This is a genomic window from Rhizobium sp. NPDC092011, from assembly GCF_044756305.1.
In the GTDB taxonomy this organism is placed as follows: domain Bacteria; phylum Pseudomonadota; class Alphaproteobacteria; order Rhizobiales; family Rhizobiaceae; genus Rhizobium.
The window spans coordinates 813,742-831,999 of the sequence record NZ_JBIVSO010000001.1; the positions used below are offsets into that span (position 1 = coordinate 813,742).

The window sequence follows — 18,258 nt, forward strand, 5'->3', positions numbered from 1 at the left end:
AGATATTGAGACGCGCCAGCCATGCATGGCGCGCCTCATTTCATGTCGCGCTGACGGCAGCCTTCCGTCTGGCCGTCCGTGACATTACGATTGCCGCAATGATGAGGATGACGATCAGGCCTGCTGCGACCGTTGCCGGCAGGATGTAGGGCTGGACACTTGCGAGGAACGGCACCGGGCCACCCTTTCGCGCTATCGCGACATCGTCCGGCGTAACATTTGCATCCGGATTGCCGAAGCGGGTCAGCACGTAATTGGCGATGTCGGCGATCTGCCCGTCAGTCAGCGGCGTGACATAGGATTGGCTGCCGAAGCCAGGCATAAGCACTTCCTGCCCGCCCACCTCGCGTTCCACGCCGAAGAGGATGGTCGCCACCAAATTGGCCGGATTGCGGGCGCCGGTCGCTGAATTGTGGAAGAGCGAGGGATAAGCCTGGTTCGTGCTGCCGGCACCATCGGGTTGGTGACAACTTGCGCAATAGCCGCTGTAAAGCTCGGCGCCGGTTTTCAGGCTCTCATGCGCATTCGGCAGGAAAAGGCCCCGGATCGAAGGTTCGTCCGAAGCTTTTGCGCCAAAATCGTGCGCCGCCTTCTTGTCCGCGGGGTCGCGGACCGCCGGTGTCGATTTCAGGTAAGCGGCAAGCGCTTTCAGATCGCTCTCCGGTAAATGTTGCAGGCTGTTCTGGACAGCTTCCGCCATTCCGCCGGCTGCCTGCGCCTTGCCGTCCAGATGGCCGGTGCGGAAATATTGCACCAAATCCGCCTCGCTCCAGGCGCCAATGCCGCTGATCGGATCGGACGTGATGTTTGGCGCATACCAGGGGCCGACGAAGCCGCCTGTCAGCGCCGCGTCTGCGCTTTGTCCCATCAGCAGGTTGCGTGGCGCGTGGCAGGACGCGCAATGACCAAGCGCCCCGGCGAGATAGGCGCCCCGGTTGATCTCGTCGCTCTTGGAAGCATCCGGCACAAAGGGGCTGCGATCGGCAAAGAGAAGATTCCACGCCGCCATCGAGAGGCGGATATTGAAGGGGAAGGGCAGCTGGGTCGCGTTCTTTGGTGCTTCCTCCACCGGCTGCACGCCATGCATGAAATAAGCATAGAGTGCTTGCATGTCGTCATCGCTGATTGCGCCATAGGCATCATACGGCATGGCGGGATAGAGATGAGCGCCGTCTTTCCGGATGCCCTTTCGCACCGCTCTTTCGAAATCCTCTTGCGAATAATCGCCGATTCCGAACGCCTTCGAAGGCGTGATGTTGGACGAATAGATCGTGCCGAGTGGCGAGACGATGCCATAGCCGCCGGCAAAGGGTTGCCCCGTTTTCGGTGCTGTGTGGCAGGCCATGCAATCGGCGGCGGTCGCAACCGCCTTTCCCTTGTCGAGCAGGGCGGTGAGATCCTCTGCGGCGATCGCTGCAGAAGTCGAGCCGAGCGTGAGGCCCAAAAGCGCCATGCCGGCGAGACGGGGGATCGTTCTCATCGTCATCACCTCCCTCATGCACCGAGGGCTTTTGAAATATCGTCGGCGGCCTTGATGCCCAGCGCGGCCATGGTCAGCGTCGAATTGACGACGCTGGCGGATGGGATCGCGGCTCCGCCGGGGATCCAGAGATTGGCATGATCGTGCGCTCGACAGTTGCCGTCGACGACCGAATCCTTGGGGTCGCTTCCCATGATGCATCCGCCCATGATGTGGTTGTTGGCGTTGAGCGCTGTCGTAATCTGCAGATCCGCTCCGCCGAACAGCGCCGCGATTTCCTTGAGCTGCACGACGGCGGCGTCGTAACCTTTGCGGACGTAATCGCCGACATCGTAGTAAACATCAGGGCAGGGGATGCCGTGTGGATCCATGCGCGTCTTGCTGAGCGTCACCCGGTTCTTGGCATCGGGAAGCGGCTCGAGGCTGATCGACAGGTCGACGCCATGAATGGTCCTCTTGCGGATTTCCGCGTCCAGCTCCGCGCCGACAAGCCCCTGCTTGAGTGCCGCCGACGTGGCGGAGGTGACCTGCGTGATGTTGTTGAGGATCATCTTGTTGGCGGAATAGTCCGATCGAAAGGCGCCGTCGCGCGGCCCGACAAGACAGCTCGATTGCGCCGGCCCGCGGCCGATCCACAGGGGTTCCGACGCCTGGAAAAAGCAGTGGAAACCCGAATGGTCCATCATGTTGCGGCCAACCTGGTCGGAGGAGTTTGCAATCCCGGCCGGATTGCGATCGTTCGCGGCAGCCAGCAGCAGGCGCGGCGATTCCATCGAGTTGCAGGCAATGACGAAGGTCTTGGCCGTCGCCTTGTGCGACTTGTGATCGGCGTCGTACCAATGGACGGCGGTGATCCGATTGTTCTCATCGGTATCCATCTTGTAGACGACCGATTCGGCGAGAACGATCGCGCCTTTCGCTTCGGCAGACTGGACCGTGTGGATGCCGTTATACATCGCTCCGATCGGACAGATCGGCTGACAGTTGTTGTTGCCGCAGCAGGTGGGACGTCCGTTCCAGGGGCGGGTGCTGCGGGCCTGCGGAATAGGCACGGATCGATAGCCATGGGCATTGACGATCTCGGCAAAGCGCTTGTCGCCATAGCTCCACGGCACCATGTCCATCGGGTAGGGCCGCGACCGCTCGGAAGGAGACTGGAGCGCCGGGTCATTCGGGCCGGCAACGCCCATCGCTTCTTCGGCGCGACAGTAATAGGGTTCGAGTTCGTCATAGGAAATCGGCCAGTCGCGGCCGACCCCATATGTCGAGCGCATCTTCAAGTCGACAGGCAAGTGCCGCCAGCTGGACGCTGCCCAATGCCATGTCGTTCCGCCAACGGTTTTCAGATAGCCTTGCTTGAAGCCTTTTCCATCGGGGCCAGAGAGCGCGACATAGTTGTTCTCCGGCCAGTAGAGCGGCGCAGGCGCCATGTTCGATTGCGGATACAATCCCTGAAAATCCGAGCCGGCGCGATTGGCAAAGGGCATGTTGCGCCAATTTTCCACCGCCTGAGCACGCTCGATGCGCAGACCGGCGTCGAGAAGGAGAACCGACTTGCCCTTGGCGGCAAGTTCGTCTGCGACGAGGGCGCCGACGACACCCGACCCGACCACGACGACATCGGCAACCGCATCGCCATTCTTGAAAACGGGAGATCTCATGATCAAAGTACCCTTGGAGAATTGACAGGCATGCGAGTGACCTCCGGCGGCAGACCGGTCCACCACATCGGGCCATTGTTGCAATAGGTGGGAACCGTCAGGCCGTCGGCGACGGGGCGGTACATCAGCGCGTCCTTGTAGGCTACGACGACGGGGCCGTGTTCCGTCTCGACAGTGCCGGTATACCAGGTCGAAACGATCTTCATCGCAACGGCGTCCAGGCCTACAGTCGCGGCCGCCGCCTTCAGCGAAGCGCCCGTCGTATTGGCCTTTGCCAGCACCGCAAGCTTGACCGACTTGTCCGCAAAACCGCTATCGGCCGCATTCAGGACTTGGAAAATGCGCTTGGCGGTAACCGGGGAGAGGTCACGCTTGTCGGTCAGCACGCTCGACGCAATATAGAAGGCGGCTTCAGCGGCGGAGGGCGTGTCGGCAAATGCCTTTGGGATATGCAGGCCGGCAAGCAGCAGCGTGGTGCCGGCCAGCAGGCTGCGACGCGTGATTGTCGCTGCCTTCGCGGCTGAACGCGCTGTGGTTGCGATATCGTGGGGTGTTTTTTGTGTGATCATGATCCAATATCCCGAAAACTGCGACCGGAGGGAAGCCGGACGAACGATGACGGACACACTTCGCTCTTCGTACTTAGATCGATCTAAGTCAACAAAAATCTGGTAATATGGAAAGAGTGGACCAAGGCACGCGGGAGAGCTATTCATACCGCCCGCACGGAGCCGCCGTGAACAACGGCGTGAGGGAGGAAATGGCGCATTGATGGCGAATGGCAAGAGCCGGAGGGGCATGGCGCGACTCATCGACGTGGCAAGAGAAGCGGGTGTGTCACGCGCCACGGCATCCCTCGTCATGCGCGACAGCCCCCTGGTGGCGCAGGAAACGCGCTTCAAGGTTCTGGCCGCCACGGAACGGCTCGGCTATGTGCGCAACATGACGGCGGCGCGGCTGAGATCGCGCAGCGGCGGCATCGCCGGCGTCATCGTGCCCAATCTGCGCAACCCGTTTTTTGCGGAGCTGTTTGCCGGTATCGAAGAAGCGCTCGAAGAACACGGCCTGGCGGTCTTGATCGGCAACAGCCACGACGACAGGGATCGGCAGGCGGATCTCATGCGGCGCATGTGTGAGCATGGTGTGGATGGGATCATTTTCTGCCCTGCCGTCGGGACTGCTAGAGATTGGCGAGCCCTGCCGTCGATGCGCCGCCTTCCCTGCGTGCAGGTGTTGCGCCATGTGGTGGAAACGGTCGATTATGTCGGCGTCGACTACCGCGGGGGCATGTGGGCGGCGGTCGAAGCCCTGGTCGGCCTCGGTCACCGCCATATCGCGTTCGCCATCCAGGAGGCGGAACATTCCGCCCTTGTTGAGCGGCTGGAGGGATACAACGCGGCGATAGAGGCGTTTGGCCTTCAGGCTCCTCACATCGTCAAGATCTCGGAGAGCTTCGGGGACATGGAGAGCCGGGTTGCCGAGTTGCTGGATGCCACGCCCGCCCCGACGGCGACCATATGTTTCAACGATGTGGTGGCATTTCACCTCGCTGCTGCGTTTCACGATCGCGGGCTGCGACCGGGGCATGACCATGCATTGATCGGCTTCGACGATGTGCAGGCGATCGAGGTCCTGCGTCCGCGCATGGCTTCCGTCGCCACGCATCCCGGCGAGGTCGGGAGAGCGGCGGCGCGGCGGATGCTCTTTCGCGTCGAGCAGCCGGATGCGCCGGCCGAACGGATTGTCCTGCCGACAGAGCTTGTGTTGCGCCCATCTGCTGCAACGCTTTTGCAAACCGGTAGCCGCACCATAGCATCATAGGGTCTGACGGTTCTGTTGGCTGATCCTTGAACGCAAACGCTGTCGTTTGCCTGCGCTTTACGTTGTGACAACGTGGTCGCGCTGATCGGAAGCTTTTGACCAGGCATCAGCAGTTTCCTAGTATCCATGATCGCCCGCGCCATTCCTACCCAATTCATTCGGCGGCGGCTGGCGCATGGAGTATGAATGCCCTCGGTTGCAATCCTGGTTTTCCCCAAAGTCCAGGCACTGGATGTCTCCGGTCCGATGGACGTGTTCGACGAAGCAAATGCATTTGTCTCCGCCGAGCATCGTTATGAGGTGACCTTGATCGGGCCACGGGAGTTTTTCCGGGCGTCCAACGGCATGCCAATGGCAGCTCATGAGCGCTACGAGGATGCGATCCGGAAATTCGATCTGGTTCTCGTGGCCGGCGGCCCGTCGCTTCCGAGCGAGGCGCCTGATGCCAACGTCTTGTCCTGCGTGCAGCAGCTGGCTGCTCTTGCTACCCGTTACGGTTCAGTTTGTACCGGTGCATTCATTCTTGGCCATGCCGGCCTTTTGGACGGAAAGAGCGTGACCACGCACTGGCAGAATGCCGACGCCCTGGCGCAGCAATTTCCCCTCGCTGAGGTCGACCGCGATCGGATCTACATTCGAGATGGTGCCCTGTTAACGTCGGCGGGGGTTACGGCTGGCATCGACCTGGCACTGGCCATCGTCAACGAGGATCACGGCAGCGCCGTGGCCCTAGCAGTTGCCAAGCGCCTCGTGGTGGTAGCCCAGCGGCAAGGTGGCCAGTCGCAGTTCAGCCCATACATAGCCGCACCTTCGGACGATGGTTCGCCGCTTGCCGTTATCTACAGGTTCGTCATGTCAAATTTGAACGGAAAGCTGTCCGTCGGCGATCTGGCGGAACATGCGGGCATGAGCCGACGCAACTTCGCACGCTTCTTTCTGCAGGAGGCGAAGACGACGCCTGGCGAATTCGTGGAACAGGCACGGGTGGATGCGGCAAGGAACCTGCTGGAAGGAAGCCCGCTTGCTTTGAAGGAAATCGCCTTCCAATGCGGCTTCGGCACCCCGCACCGGATGCGGCAGGTATTTGCAAAGAGGCTCGGCGTGACGCCGGGCCAATATAGGGCAAGCTTCAGAAGGCCGTAAAGCGCGTCGCGATCTCTAAGATTCGCTTTCTGCGCTTTAGCTCCTTGATGTTATGCATGCCGTAGCCGCAAAACCGCTGCACACTTTTGCGCGACATGCTTCCATAGAAAATGGCGATCGAAGGAGCATCGCCCTCGATCGCCGCCTGCGATTGGTTGTCCTCAGCTATCCCATTTCGAGCCCATGATCAGTTCCGCAAAGTCCACCCGCTTGTAGGTGGGATCCATACGGGCAAGGACATCCGCCTTGACGTTACCGAACGTTGTCTCCGGCTTCTTGATCGTGCCGTAGCAGAACGCCGACAGGATACCATGCTTGAACTTGAGACCACGTGGATGGCAGCTACAGATCTCCTGTCGCTGCTCGGTGGTGAAATCGTCGTAGGCAAGGCCAAGCACGTCCATCTCGACGCCCGCTGTCACGAGGGCAACTGTCGGTCGCTTATGCTGGGGAATGCCCGGTGTTGTGTGGAGGGCGATGGAATCCCAGACATCGTCGACGTCCCTCTCCGAGACATCGTAGGATTCGAGGAAAGCCCGTGCGGCATTCGCACCGTCGACTTCGAAGCGCTCGGTCTCACTGGCGTAGGAATCGATCAGACCCATGTCGTGGAACATGGCACCGACATAGAGAAGTTCCGGATCATATTTCAGACCCTTGCGATCGCCCGTCAGGGCGCCGAACAGGAAGACGCGACGGGAGTGGTGATAGAGCAGGTCCGTCTCGGTATCCCGGACCAGTTCCGTCGCGGCCTTTGCCATCGAGCTGTCGGGGATCGTGATACCTGCGATGATTTCTGAAGTACGAGACATATTCGGCTCCTATTCTGCGGTTTGTTCGAGAGAAATTCCAAGCGCCATGGCGACGCCGGCTCCGTAAGCCGGATCGGCCTTCGAGCAGTGCGCGACGTGTCGTTGCTGGATGTGAAGAGATACGCCGGAGAGGGCGCGTGCCGTGTTGTCGAACAGCGTCTGTCGTTGTTGGGCTGACATCAGCCGGAACAGGTTTCCGGGCTGTTCGAAGTGATCTTCATCGACGCGATGATCCCAATGGTCCGCAGCGCCTTCGATCAAAAGGGGCGGCTCGCGAAAGTCCGGCTGTTCGGCCCATTCGTCTTTCGAATTCGGGACGTAGGTGGTTCGCGCACCCTGGTTTCCATCGACGCGCATCGCACCATCGCGATGGTAGGAGTGGTACGGGCAGCGTGGCGCATTGACCGGAATCTGGTGATGATTCACGCCAAGACGGTAACGAGCCGCGTCGCCATAGGAGAAGAGCCGCGCCTGGAGCATCCTGTCCGGGGAAAAGCCGATGCCAGGGACGACGCTTGCGGGCGTGAAGGATGCCTGTTCGACCTCGGCGAAGACGTTTTCGGGATTGCGGTCGAGTTCCATCACACCGACCTCGATCAGCGGATAATCCTTGTGAGGCCAGACCTTCGTCACGTCGAAGGGGTTGACCGGATGGGTGGCGGCATCCTTCTCTGGCATGACCTGGACGTAGAGCGTCCAGCGAGGAAAATCTCCGCGCTCGATGCTTTCGAAGAGATCGCGATGATGGCTCTCGCGATCCGCGCCGATGAGCGACTTTGCCTCGTCGTCTGTGAGGTTGCGAATGCCCTGTTGGGTCTTGAACGTGAACTTGACCCAGAACCGCTGATCGTCGGCATTGATGAAGCTGAAGGTGTGGCTGCCGAAGCCATGCATATGTCGGAAGCTTTGAGGGATGCCACGCTCGCTCATGACGATGGTTACCTGGTGGAGCGCCTCCGGCAAGAGCGTCCAGAAATCCCAGTTGCTCTCCGCGCTGCGCATACCGGTGCGGGGGTCCCGTTTGATGGCGTGGTTGAGATCCGGAAACCGAAGAGGGTCACGGAAAAAGAAGACGGGCGTATTGTTGCCGACCAGGTCCCAGTTGCCTTGTTCGGTATAGAATTTCAGTGCGAACCCGCGAATATCGCGTTCCGCGTCGGCAGCGCCTCGTTCACCCGCCACGGTCGAGAAGCGTGCGAACATCTCGGTCTTCTTTCCGACTTTCGAGAAAATCGCCGCTTTCGTGAAGCGCGTGATGTCGTTGGTGACGGTGAAGGTTCCAAAAGCGCCCGCGCCCTTGGCATGCATGCGGCGTTCCGGAATGACCTCACGGTCAAAATGCGCCAGCTTTTCTATCAGCCAGACGTCCTGAAGGAGCGCCGGCCCTCGCGGGCCTGCCGTGTAGATATTGAAATTGTCAACGACGGGTGCGCCCGCCGCAGTGGTCAGCTTGCGGTCAGTCATATGCGTCTCCAATTGAATTGGCTGTAGACGAACCGGCCGCTCTCGCTACGGAAGCGAGAGGTTTGCCGATCCATCGGGACCGGCTTGATACTCGCGGAAGAAGCCTTTGCATTCAAACAAGCAGAGGGTTTGAATGGTGCCAACAAGGGTGCGAATGCGGCCAGAGCCCATGGGAGCCGCGCGCAATGACAAAAGCCTCGCGGTTTCGATCAGCATGAACTCGCTTGGGCGGCCCAAACGCTCAAGAGCGGTTTGGCCATCCAAGGAGGCTACGAAGGGCTTCGCGCTATCGACCCCAAACAATTCCGGATGCGATACCGCTGCATACTCTTCCCGGAATCGCTCCAGGCCTATTGGGTGAGCAAGGCTTCGATCTTGCAGGCAATTGCGAGCAAGGTGCGGTCGTCATGGCGCCTGCCTTCGATCATCAGGCCGACCGGAAGGCCATCTCGATCCAATCCTGCGGGAACAGAGACAGATGGTGCTCCCGTCAGGGTCGCCAGCACCGCATGGCTCGTCACCGTATGGAATGTCGAAACCAAACCGGCATCCGTTTGCATGAGGTCATCCTCGCCGATCAAGGGCGGCTGCACCGGAACCGTCGGCATGATGATAGCATCGAGCCGCTGGCTGCTGAGGAGTTGCTCATATCTCTGGCGCAGCGAGGCCAATCCGCCGTCAAGCGCATGTGTGAAGGCTTCTCTGCTTTCGGCTGCGAACGAGGGAAGTCGCTCAAAAATCATGCGGACGTCGGGGCTGGCGATGGTGGAGGTGAATTCTGCAAGTGTCTTGCCGAGCCGGTTCGCACAAAAGGCCGTCCAGAACTCGAAGGCCTCGTTGAACACCACGGGACCGCCGATGCGTGCATCGATATCCTCGAATTCGGAAGCATCAATAGGAACGAGATCGATTTCTCCCGAGAGGCCAAGTCTGCCAAGCGCGCTGGCGACGGCCTCATCGACACTGAGAGACAATCCGCGTTTGTCCCAGAGCACACCGAGACGCAAGGGCCGCTCCGGCAGGGCCGGAAGGACATGCTCGCCTGTAATGATTCCGTCGATTTCGGCCAGATCGGCGCAGTTTACCGTCATCGGACCGATCGTGTCGCGGGTCGGAGAAAGCAGGAGGGCGCCTCCTTCCTGGTATCGCCCGGTCGATGGCCGAAAGCCGACGATCGAGCAGAAGGCAGCCGGAATACGGGATGAACCTCCCGTATCGGAGCCGAGGGCAAAGGGCACAACACCGCGGGCGACCGCGGCGCCACTGCCGCCGGAGGAACCGCCCGCGCTGCGGTTCGGGTCGAATGGGTTGCGGACGGCGCCAAATGCAGGGTTGTTCGAAGTAATGCCGAAGGCAAGCTCGTGCATGTTGAGCTTGACCGGAACATAGCCGCCGGCCGATCGAAGGGCGGCAACCGCCGGTGCATCGGCATTTGCAAGATTTTCGGCGAGACCCGGGCATGCGCCGGTTGTCATATAGCCCGCCACGTCGATGTTATCCTTCACCCCGAAGGCTATACCGTGAAGAGGCCCGCCCACGGCTATCGGAGAGGCTTTGGCATTCGTTTGAATGACGGCGTTGTCGCGATTGTCCGAGGCGCGCGCCAAAACGATTTCACGCAGAGCGTCAGGACCATGTTCTGCGACGATGAAACGAGCGTCGCGAAGAGACATGGGAGAAAATGCAGCACTCACACAGCGAACCTCCCCGTTCAAAGCATGCTGCGGTTATAGATGGACCGGTTGATTTATCAATGCGACTCGAGGTCAATGCTGAGAAAATGGCGGAGCCTATCCTGTTGCAAGGCTCCGCCAAGACGCGGTTCGGAACGCAGGTCGAGCAACTGCCCGTGGCTGCGTGGCGCTGGCAAGCTATCTTAATCGTGTGTCGTCTTGAAATAGCGTTCCAGAAACCGGCTATAGCTGCCCATCAGCGCGCTGAAGGTGAAATAGACGGCTGCTGCGAAGAGATAGCCTTCCAGGACCGCAATGCCCTGCCATGCCGGATCCCGCATTGCCGAGCGCACCGTGTCGAGAAAATCGAGAAGACCGACGATAGTCACGAGCGTCGTGTCCTGAAAGAAGCCGATGAAGAGGCTGACCAGGGGAGGGATCACCTTCTTCATGGCCTGCGGAAGCACGATCTTGTACGTCACGAGCCAATAGTGCAGGCCAAGCGCCGATCCGGCTTCGCTCTGGCCTCTCGGAACATCCTGCAACCCTCCCCGTACGATCTCGGCGATATAGGCGGCCGCGAAGATGATGATGGCGATCTGCGCCCGAAGCAGCTTGTCGATCGTGACGCCTTCCGGCATGAACAGCGGCAGCATCACCGTTGCCATGAACAGGATGCTGATCAGCGGAACGCCACGCACGATCTCGATGAAGCCAACCGCGAGAATTCTGATGACGGGCAGCTCGGATATGCGGGAGAGCGCCAGCAGGATGCCGAGCGGCAGGGCGCAGGCAAGTCCGACGAAAGAGAGCAGGAACGAGAGCGGCAGGCCTCCCCATTGGCTTGTCGGCACCGGCGTCAGACCGAAGACGCCCCCAGCCATCAGAATGTATAGCGCCGGCATCAGCACCAGGCACCATGCGCCGACCAATGTTCGGCCCCAGAGCCATGGCAGCATCGATACCAAGGCACCGGCCATGAATAAAATCAACGCCGAAAGCGGCCGCCACTGTTCCTCGTAGGGATAGAATCCGAAGAGCATGTAACGCAGCTTGGTGGCGAGAAACGGCCAGCATGCGCCGGAACCGCTTTTGCAGTCGGCGGGAGTGCCGACGAAGGTGGCGTTGATCAGCAGCCAGTCGATTGCATGCTTTCCCAGCATGAGCAGGGCACCGGCGCAGAGAAGCGTGATTATGGTGTTGCCAGGTGTTCCGAACCACGCCCGCATCCATTGAACCTGCCTTTTGGGTGGCGGTTGCGGGGCAAATTCGGTCAGTCGAAGGTCGATATCCGCCATCGTCAGCGCTCCTTCAACGCGATACGCGCGTTATACCAATTCATCAGCAGTGAAATCGCGATGGAAAGGCCGAGATATACCCCCATGAACACTGCTATCGTTTCCATGGCCTGCCCGGTCTGATTCATGATGGTATTGGACACCATGACGAGGTCCGGATAGCCGATCGCAATCGCAAGCGAACTGTTCTTGAAGACCGTCAGGTAAATGTTGGTAAGCGGGGGGATCATGATCCGCAGCGCTTGAGGAAGGATAATCAGGCGCAGTGCATTGCCGCGAGAAAGCCCAAGGGCCATGGATGCTTCCCATTGCCCTTTGTTGATGGCCTGAATGCCGGCGCGCACGATCTCGGCGACGTTTGCCGATACGTTGAGCGCAAGGCCAAAAAGAAGGGCGACGAATTCCGGGCGGATCTGCAAGCCGCCGCTCAGGCGGAAACGACCCTGCTGGGGAAGATCCCAGCTGAGATGGATCCCGTATAAAAGCCAGACCAGCAAGAGAGGAACGATGGCCAATGCAATTGCAATCACTCCTCCATGGTTCGGTCGACCTTGGGCGAGGCTGCGTCGCAGTGCTATGCGATAGGTCAAGAGGCCCATTGCCAAGCCAGCAACAATTGCTAGTAGCGGAGCGGTGAAACCATTGGCAGCCGATACAGCTGGAATGGCAAGGCCGCTATTGGAAAGGTAGATGTTCGGCGCGATCGCCAAGGCAGCACGCACCGGCGGTAGGACATTTATGATGAGAGCATACCAGAACAAAAGATACAGCAGCAGTGGAACATTGCGCATCACTTCGATGTAGACAAGCATCAGACGCTGCAGCAATGGATTGCGCGACATCCGTCCGATGCCGACAAGCAAGCCGATCACCGTGCCGAAGATGGCCGCAAGCACCGAGACCTTCACCGTATTGGCGATGCCGACCAGCAGCGCGCGCGCGACTGTATCGGTCGGTTCGTAAGCGATCGCCGTCTCGCTGATAACGAACCCAGCCTGTCGAGACAGATAGGAGAAGCCTGTCGCAATATCCTGCTTGGCCAGATTCTGGCTGGCCGTGGTAAACATCGACCACGCGAGTATGACGACGAATACGACTGCCAGGCATTGATAGAATAGCGCGCGATACCGCACGTCATGAAGCAAGGCCATGCGTTCTTCCGGTACATTCGAGAGCTGGGGATGTCCCGTATTCGATATTTGAATACGGGACGGGTGCTTCAGAGCGTTTCTTTGGATCGTGAAAACGCTCAATCTTCCTGCTATTCCACATTCCAACGGAAAACCGTTGCTCGGTTTCCCTGGAAATGCCTTAGCGGAAAGGCGGTGCGTAGAGCAGGCCCCCGGCATTCCAAGGCGTGTTCGGGCCTCGGGTCAGGCCAAGCTTGGTCTTTTCCCCGAGGTTGCGCTCGAAGATCTCACCATAATTGCCGACAGACTTGATGATGTTGTAGCCCCATTTCTTGTCCAGCTTGAGCATCGGCCCGAGCTCATCCGTCACGCCAAGCATGCGCTGGACTTCCTGGTCGTCGCTTTTCAGCTTCTCGTCGACATTGGCTTGAGTAATGCCTTTTTCCTCTGCCGCCATCAGCATCCATGTGGACCAGGACAAGATATCTCGCCAGTTTGAATCGTTTTGGCGAACTGCAGGAGCGAGCGGTTCCTTCGAAATGGTTTCGGGAAGAATGACATAGTCATTCGGGTTGTTGGCAACCGCACGGATCGAAGCGAGGTCGGAGCGGTCCGACGAGATGGCTTCGCAGCGGCCGCCGAAGAAGGCAGCGCGATTTTCGTCGGGGCTCTCGAATACGACCATCTCGAACTTGGCGCCCTGGGCCTTGAAGAAGTCGGTGAGGTTCTGCGCCGTGGTCGTTCCGGGCAAGGTGCAGATGGCAGCGTCCTTCAGTTCCTTGGCGCTGGTGATCCCCAACGATTTCGGAACCATCAGGCCCTGGCCGTCAAAGAATACATAGGGGCCGAAATCGAGACCCAGTGAGGCATCGCGGGAAAACGTCAGTGTCGTCTGTCGGGACAGAATATCGATTTCGCCGGATTGAAGCGCCTGGAAGCGGGTGTTGATATTCGTGGGGACGAACTCGACCTTATCGCCGTCACCAAACACCGCGGCTGCGACGGCACGGCAGATATCGGCATCGAATCCTTCCATCCGGCCCTTGTCGTCAGGCGCTGCAAAGCCTGGATTGGCGATGGACACCCCACATACCACCTTGCCGCGTTGCCTGACCGTGTCGAGCGTATCTGCCCGAGAAACCGTTGGCGCCAGTGCGCCGAAGGTCGCAAGCGCGCATGCAACGCTTGCCCATAAGATCCCACGTTTCATTAAGGTCCTCCCATTTTTTCATTCTGTGCAATGCCCCGCTCCTCCGCTTGGCTTATTTTTGCACACATGATTGTCTACAATAAAAGAACACCCATAACAACTGCACCTTTCGTAATTGCCCGTTCATTCACAATCACGGGAAATTTTGCGGCGATGCTGAACTAATCTCGACGAATTCGGAAGCTGGAAGATGCAAGAAGAAGGCCACATTGCAAAACATTGTGTACAATAATTCGAGATCGACTTCTCCAAGTCCATATCAAGTCCGTCGGAAGGTCTGATCAGCAGATGCCTCGAGATCGGCGGCGCGAGCGCTATGGCGCGCTTCACGGAGATCAGGATCAATCCGTGTGAACGGAAATCGGTAAACAACCTTGCTGGGGGCGATGAAAATCACCCTGTGCGGGCTAGCCCATCGACACCTGGCGAGCGAGCGGGCAGGCATGATCCAGATACATAGGTTTTTACTCATTCATGTAGAGGATCTTAAGGAAATCATCGCTATTGGACCTCAGTGCCAATGATCCGCCGGTCCGCTATGCGTGTTGTCCTGTTCAAAGCCGTTCTGAGCGGTCTGTTGTCTCTCGCGGCTTCGCTGGCGATCTGCTTCAGTATCGTGCCGCTTCTTGGCGGTCAGGTCGACGGCGCCGGCCTGCTGATGGCTATCGTGTGCCCGCTGACGATCGCTATTCCGGTGTCGGCCGTGCATTTGCATCAGTCGGAGAAGCTGCGACGGGCCGAAGCCACCGCTGCGACCGCTTTGGTAAGGCTGGCCAAGATCTACGAAGAGCTGCGCGCGCAATCGCGGTTGGACGGGCTGACCGGCATTCTCAATCGCCAGACCTTTCAGAAGGAACTAGCCGATATCAGCAGGATGGGCACGTCTGGAGGGCTGCTGTTTCTCGACCTCGACCATTTCAAATCGATCAACGACCGATATGGGCATGCGATCGGCGACGAGGTGCTGCGGAAGGTCGGACAATTGCTCAGCGCCCATTGTGGGTCGGGCGATCTGACCGGCCGTCTCGGAGGTGAAGAGTTCGTATTGTTTTTCGGCGACCTCGCTGCCGAAGATATGTTTGGGCGGTGCGAGGAAGTCAGGCTCGCCATCGCGCAACTGGATGTTCGGTCGTCGACGGGCGCGATTGTACGTGTTTCCGCCAGTATCGGCGCGGTTTATTGCGAAGCAGGTTTCGATGCGGAAGGCTGCCTTGGCGACGCGGACAGGAACCTCTACGCCGCGAAAGCGGGCGGCAGAAATACGGTCGCGCTTGCCGCTTCGGACTTCTGACGCATGTGGACGTTGCTTTTCGGAGCCAGACGTCGCGGGCTTAAACTCCTGACCCAGTCGTGACGGTCCGATCGCGCGTGGCCGGTTTATCCCGTTGAAGCATGGCCAATGTCGTGCAAAACCGAAATTGCGTGCCGATTTGGCGCTCCAATCGTGTATATCCGGGGAATTCTCCGCTGGGGGCAAGCTATGATTGCCGCCCGTCGATCGATTGCATTTTGGGTGGTGGTCAGGGTACAACTTCCGACGTTTGTGGGCCGGCGGGTCTAGTGGGGCATGATGAGTGGCATTCTGAAGCTGGTTGTGGCTGGCGCCTTTGTGGTGCTGTTGGCCAGCGGTGCATTGAACGGATGGCCGCTCAATACCGAGCGGCAGGCGGATGGCTTGCAGAAGCAGATCACGGACTGCGATCGCAACATCGACGTTCTGATGCGATTTCGAAATCATGACGCTGGGACGGAAAACCTGGACCGCAAGGTGGTCGAGGGCAGAGTGAAGACATGCCTGGGCGAACTCAAGAACTACTTCTATGTGACGGTCGCCAGAACGAAGCTTAAGGCGAAAGGCATTTCCAACTTTTGATCGCAATGCCGGCATTGCTGCAGGGCGATAGAACGCAGCCTGTTCCAGCCGGGAACGCTGCGGCGGCCGGCGCAGATGCATAGGCTGTCATTTGAATAGAATCCGACATTGCTTTCGCGCGCCCCGTTGTATTCGCCGCCACCGAAGGTGTTCCAGAGGCGGTAAAGTCAGCTTGTAAATCGATTTGCAAAAGCATTTGCAAATCGATTCATAATCTCATAGCCTACATGCATGACCACGATCGCCAAAGTTGCCAAGCATGCGGGAGTGTCGCCGACCACTGTGTCGCATGTGCTGAATCATGCCGATCGGGTCTCTGCCGATCTGCGCAGTCGCGTTCAGGCGGCAATCGCGGAATTGGGCTATGTACCGAACCCGATGGCGCAAAGTCTGCGTACGGGGCGCACCAATCTCATCGCGATGCTGATCCCGGATATTCGCAACCCATTCTATCCCGAAATGGTCCAGGCAGCGCAATCAGACCTTGAGGCGATCGGCCTCGATCTTCTGATCTTCAACACCGATGTTCCCGGGGGACACTCGCAGGAACACGGCGAGCACTATCTCCGCCAGATCCGCAACCGGCGGATCGATGGCCTCATTGTCGGCGATTTCGCGCTGCACGGCATGCACGATACGTTGCTCGAGATCGACTTGCCGACCGTGTTCATCGGCGATCTTCCGAACCAGGCGGTGGATAGCGTCAAGATCGATGATTTTGGCGGCGGCTATCAAATGGGGGCCTATCTTGCCAAGAAAGGCCATCGCAGGATCGCTCATCTGACCGGCCCGTCCTTCTTTGCAGAAGCCATGGCGAGGGCGGCAGGTTTCGAGCGGGGCCTGCGTGACAACGGCGTCGAGCCGATCGCCGAACTTCGGCGCGAGGGAACTTACCTTGGCCCCTCGGGAGAGGAGGCTGCGGAATGGCTCCTTGCGAATTATGGCAATGATCTGCCGTCGGTGATCTTCTTCGGCAACTATCCGATGGCTGCCGGCGCACTTGCGGCCTTCTTCGATCGCGGCATCAGCGTACCCAGGGATATTGGTATTGCCGTTTTCGGTGATCAGCCGCAGCTCGAATATGTGCGGCCACGGATCACCAGGGTTGGCAACACGCCGTCGCTGCTGGCCCATCGCGCAACCGAAATGTTGCTGGAAAGGCTCTCCGGAGCCTATGTGGGACCGCCGCGTTCAGAAGTCATTCCGTGCAATCTGCACACCTTCGATACCGCATGAATTGACTGCCGCCACGCGGGAGGAGCTGTCGTGGCGAGTCGGCAAAATGGGAGGTAGTCATGACAGGTAAGGATAAGTCTATTGCCGCAATAACCCGGCGTGGCGTGCTCAAAGGCGGCGCGATCATTGCAACCGGGGCCGCTGCCGGATTGAGCGGATTTCCCTATTTGGGCAGCATGGCCGTGCGGGCGCAAAGCGCGCCACTGAAATTCTGGCAATTCTACGCGCCGGGCGGCGCGGTTCAGAGTCAGGTCGATTGGTTCCAACAGGCTGTTGCGGCCTGGAACGATAGCCATCCACAGAAGGTCGAGCTCGAATATGTGCCCAATGCCGAATACATCAACGGGCCGAAGCTCGCGACCGCCTTCGCCTCGGGTGAGGGGCCGGACATCTTCCTCATCTCGCCCGGAGATTTTCTGCGCTACTACAATGGCGGCGTCCTGCAGGACCTGACGCCGCACATCGACGCCAAAGAGGATTTCCCCGAGAGCGTCATCGCCAACCGGATGGTCGATGGCAAGATCTACGGTATCCCGATGGAAGTCGAGCCGATGGCGATGTACTATTCTGTCAAGGCTTTCGAAGAGGCGAAACTGAACGAGAATGACGTGCCCAAGACCTGGGCGGAACTGCTCGAACTCGCCAAGAAGCTGACGACCCCGAAGCGTTTCGGTGTGCTGTTCGAGACCCAGCCTGGCTATTACCAGAACTTCACATGGTATCCTTTCCTTTGGCAGGGCGGCGGTGAATTCCAGAGCAAGGACGGGAAGAGCGCCTTCGATTCACCTGCCACGGTGCAAGCGCTGAAATTCTGGCAGGACGCGGTCAATTCCGGCGCGGCGCCGCGTCAGGTCATGGGAAGTGGCGCGAACGACACCGTCGCCAACCTCGCATCCGGCTATTGCGCCATCCAGAATGTCGGCATCTGGGGCATTTCTCAGTTGCAGAGCAATGCCAAGGATTTCAAATATGGCGTCTTTCGCCTGCCAACGCCGCCGAACGGCAAATATGTGACCGTGGGCGGTGGCTGGGCCTTCGTCGCCAACGCCAAGGGAAAAAATCCGGATGCGGCAGCCCAGTTCTGTGCCTGGGTTCTCGCCTCGAAGGACAAGGGCTCCGTCCAGCGCGTCGCCGATTGGTGCACCAAAGGCAAGTCGGACATGCCACCGCGTGAAAGCGCACTTGCGGCGGGAGGCGATGCGTTCAAGATAGGCATGATCGGCAAGTTTGCCGCTGACGTGTATCCAGGCACCCGTGCCGAGCCGCGTCTACCCCCGGAGGTCTACAAGATCATCTCCGACGCGATTCAACAGACCCAGCTCGGCGGTGCCGATCCGCAAGCGACGGCAACATCCGCCTCGCAGCAGCTCGACGCGTTTCTCGGCTCCTATAGCGGTGCGCCAATTCTCTAGGAAGAACTGCCGGCTGCCGCGGCATTTGCCTTCGGCGCCGGCCTC

15 protein-coding genes are annotated in these 18,258 nt (G+C 59.3%); 6 read left to right on the top strand and 9 right to left on the bottom strand.

From position 1 onward, the window contains the following. Window positions 1-40: 40 nt before the first annotated feature. Genes ACIQJ2_RS03905 through ACIQJ2_RS03915 form a run of 3 tightly spaced genes read right to left on the bottom strand, consistent with a single transcriptional unit; the run spans window position 41 to window position 3,710 of the window. On the bottom strand, window positions 41-1,480 hold the full coding sequence (locus ACIQJ2_RS03905; RefSeq protein WP_400665557.1) for a cytochrome c: 1,440 nt from the start codon (window positions 1,478-1,480) through the stop codon (window positions 41-43). A gap of 14 nt (window positions 1,481-1,494) precedes the next feature. Further along, window positions 1,495-3,141: a GMC family oxidoreductase gene (locus tag ACIQJ2_RS03910; protein WP_400665555.1), complete on the bottom strand. Its 1,647-nt coding sequence runs from the start codon at window positions 3,139-3,141 to the stop codon at window positions 1,495-1,497. A gap of 2 nt (window positions 3,142-3,143) precedes the next feature. Beyond that, on the bottom strand, window positions 3,144-3,710 hold the full coding sequence (locus tag ACIQJ2_RS03915; RefSeq protein WP_199148335.1) for a sugar dehydrogenase complex small subunit: 567 nt from the start codon (window positions 3,708-3,710) through the stop codon (window positions 3,144-3,146). A 229-nt stretch (window positions 3,711-3,939) separates the two neighbouring features. Here ACIQJ2_RS03915 and ACIQJ2_RS03920 point away from each other — a divergent pair, with 229 nt between their 5' ends. Together ACIQJ2_RS03920 and ACIQJ2_RS03925 are read left to right on the top strand one after the other, a co-directional pair. Next, entirely contained in the window at window positions 3,940-4,962 is a 1,023-nt protein-coding gene (locus ACIQJ2_RS03920; RefSeq protein WP_400665553.1) for a LacI family DNA-binding transcriptional regulator, read from the top strand. Window positions 4,963-5,148: 186 nt separating this feature from the next. After that, on the top strand, window positions 5,149-6,105 hold the full coding sequence (locus ACIQJ2_RS03925) for a GlxA family transcriptional regulator (protein ID WP_400665551.1): 957 nt from the start codon (window positions 5,149-5,151) through the stop codon (window positions 6,103-6,105). Window positions 6,106-6,266: 161 nt separating this feature from the next. Here the strand turns inward: ACIQJ2_RS03925 and ACIQJ2_RS03930 are convergent, their stop codons facing one another. The 6 genes from ACIQJ2_RS03930 to ACIQJ2_RS03955 form a co-directional block, all read right to left on the bottom strand. Beyond that, window positions 6,267-6,917, bottom strand: a complete 651-nt coding sequence (locus ACIQJ2_RS03930) for an HD domain-containing protein (RefSeq protein ID WP_199148332.1) — start codon at window positions 6,915-6,917, stop codon at window positions 6,267-6,269. 9 nt (window positions 6,918-6,926) lie between these two features. After that, window positions 6,927-8,381, bottom strand: coding sequence for a catalase (locus ACIQJ2_RS03935; protein WP_400665549.1), 1,455 nt, complete (start codon window positions 8,379-8,381; stop codon window positions 6,927-6,929). 350 nt (window positions 8,382-8,731) lie between these two features. Beyond that, window positions 8,732-10,075: an amidase family protein gene (locus tag ACIQJ2_RS03940; protein WP_400665547.1), complete on the bottom strand. Its 1,344-nt coding sequence runs from the start codon at window positions 10,073-10,075 to the stop codon at window positions 8,732-8,734. Window positions 10,076-10,257: 182 nt separating this feature from the next. Continuing rightward, window positions 10,258-11,352, bottom strand: a complete 1,095-nt coding sequence (locus ACIQJ2_RS03945) for an amino acid ABC transporter permease (protein ID WP_400665545.1) — start codon at window positions 11,350-11,352, stop codon at window positions 10,258-10,260. Between the two features lie 2 nt (window positions 11,353-11,354). Further along, entirely contained in the window at window positions 11,355-12,503 is a 1,149-nt protein-coding gene (locus ACIQJ2_RS03950) for an amino acid ABC transporter permease (protein ID WP_400665543.1), read from the bottom strand. Window positions 12,504-12,663: 160 nt separating this feature from the next. Continuing rightward, a complete protein-coding gene (locus tag ACIQJ2_RS03955) occupies window positions 12,664-13,692 on the bottom strand; it encodes an amino acid ABC transporter substrate-binding protein (RefSeq protein ID WP_400665541.1) in 1,029 nt (342 codons plus the stop codon). A 520-nt stretch (window positions 13,693-14,212) separates the two neighbouring features. Between ACIQJ2_RS03955 and ACIQJ2_RS03960 the strand changes: the two genes are divergently transcribed. From ACIQJ2_RS03960 to ACIQJ2_RS03975, 4 genes are all read left to right on the top strand, one after another. After that, complete coding sequence (locus ACIQJ2_RS03960) at window positions 14,213-14,983, top strand: GGDEF domain-containing protein (protein ID WP_400665539.1); 771 nt, start codon at window positions 14,213-14,215, stop codon at window positions 14,981-14,983. Window positions 14,984-15,259: 276 nt separating this feature from the next. Then, the gene (locus ACIQJ2_RS03965; protein ID WP_400665537.1) at window positions 15,260-15,565 is read left to right on the top strand and encodes a hypothetical protein; all 306 of its coding nucleotides are present in this window, start codon (window positions 15,260-15,262) and stop codon (window positions 15,563-15,565) included. Between the two features lie 231 nt (window positions 15,566-15,796). Continuing rightward, window positions 15,797-16,801: a LacI family DNA-binding transcriptional regulator gene (locus ACIQJ2_RS03970; RefSeq protein ID WP_400665535.1), complete on the top strand. Its 1,005-nt coding sequence runs from the start codon at window positions 15,797-15,799 to the stop codon at window positions 16,799-16,801. A gap of 59 nt (window positions 16,802-16,860) precedes the next feature. After that, window positions 16,861-18,213, top strand: a complete 1,353-nt coding sequence (locus ACIQJ2_RS03975) for an ABC transporter substrate-binding protein (protein WP_400665533.1) — start codon at window positions 16,861-16,863, stop codon at window positions 18,211-18,213. Window positions 18,214-18,258: the final 45 nt, after the last annotated feature.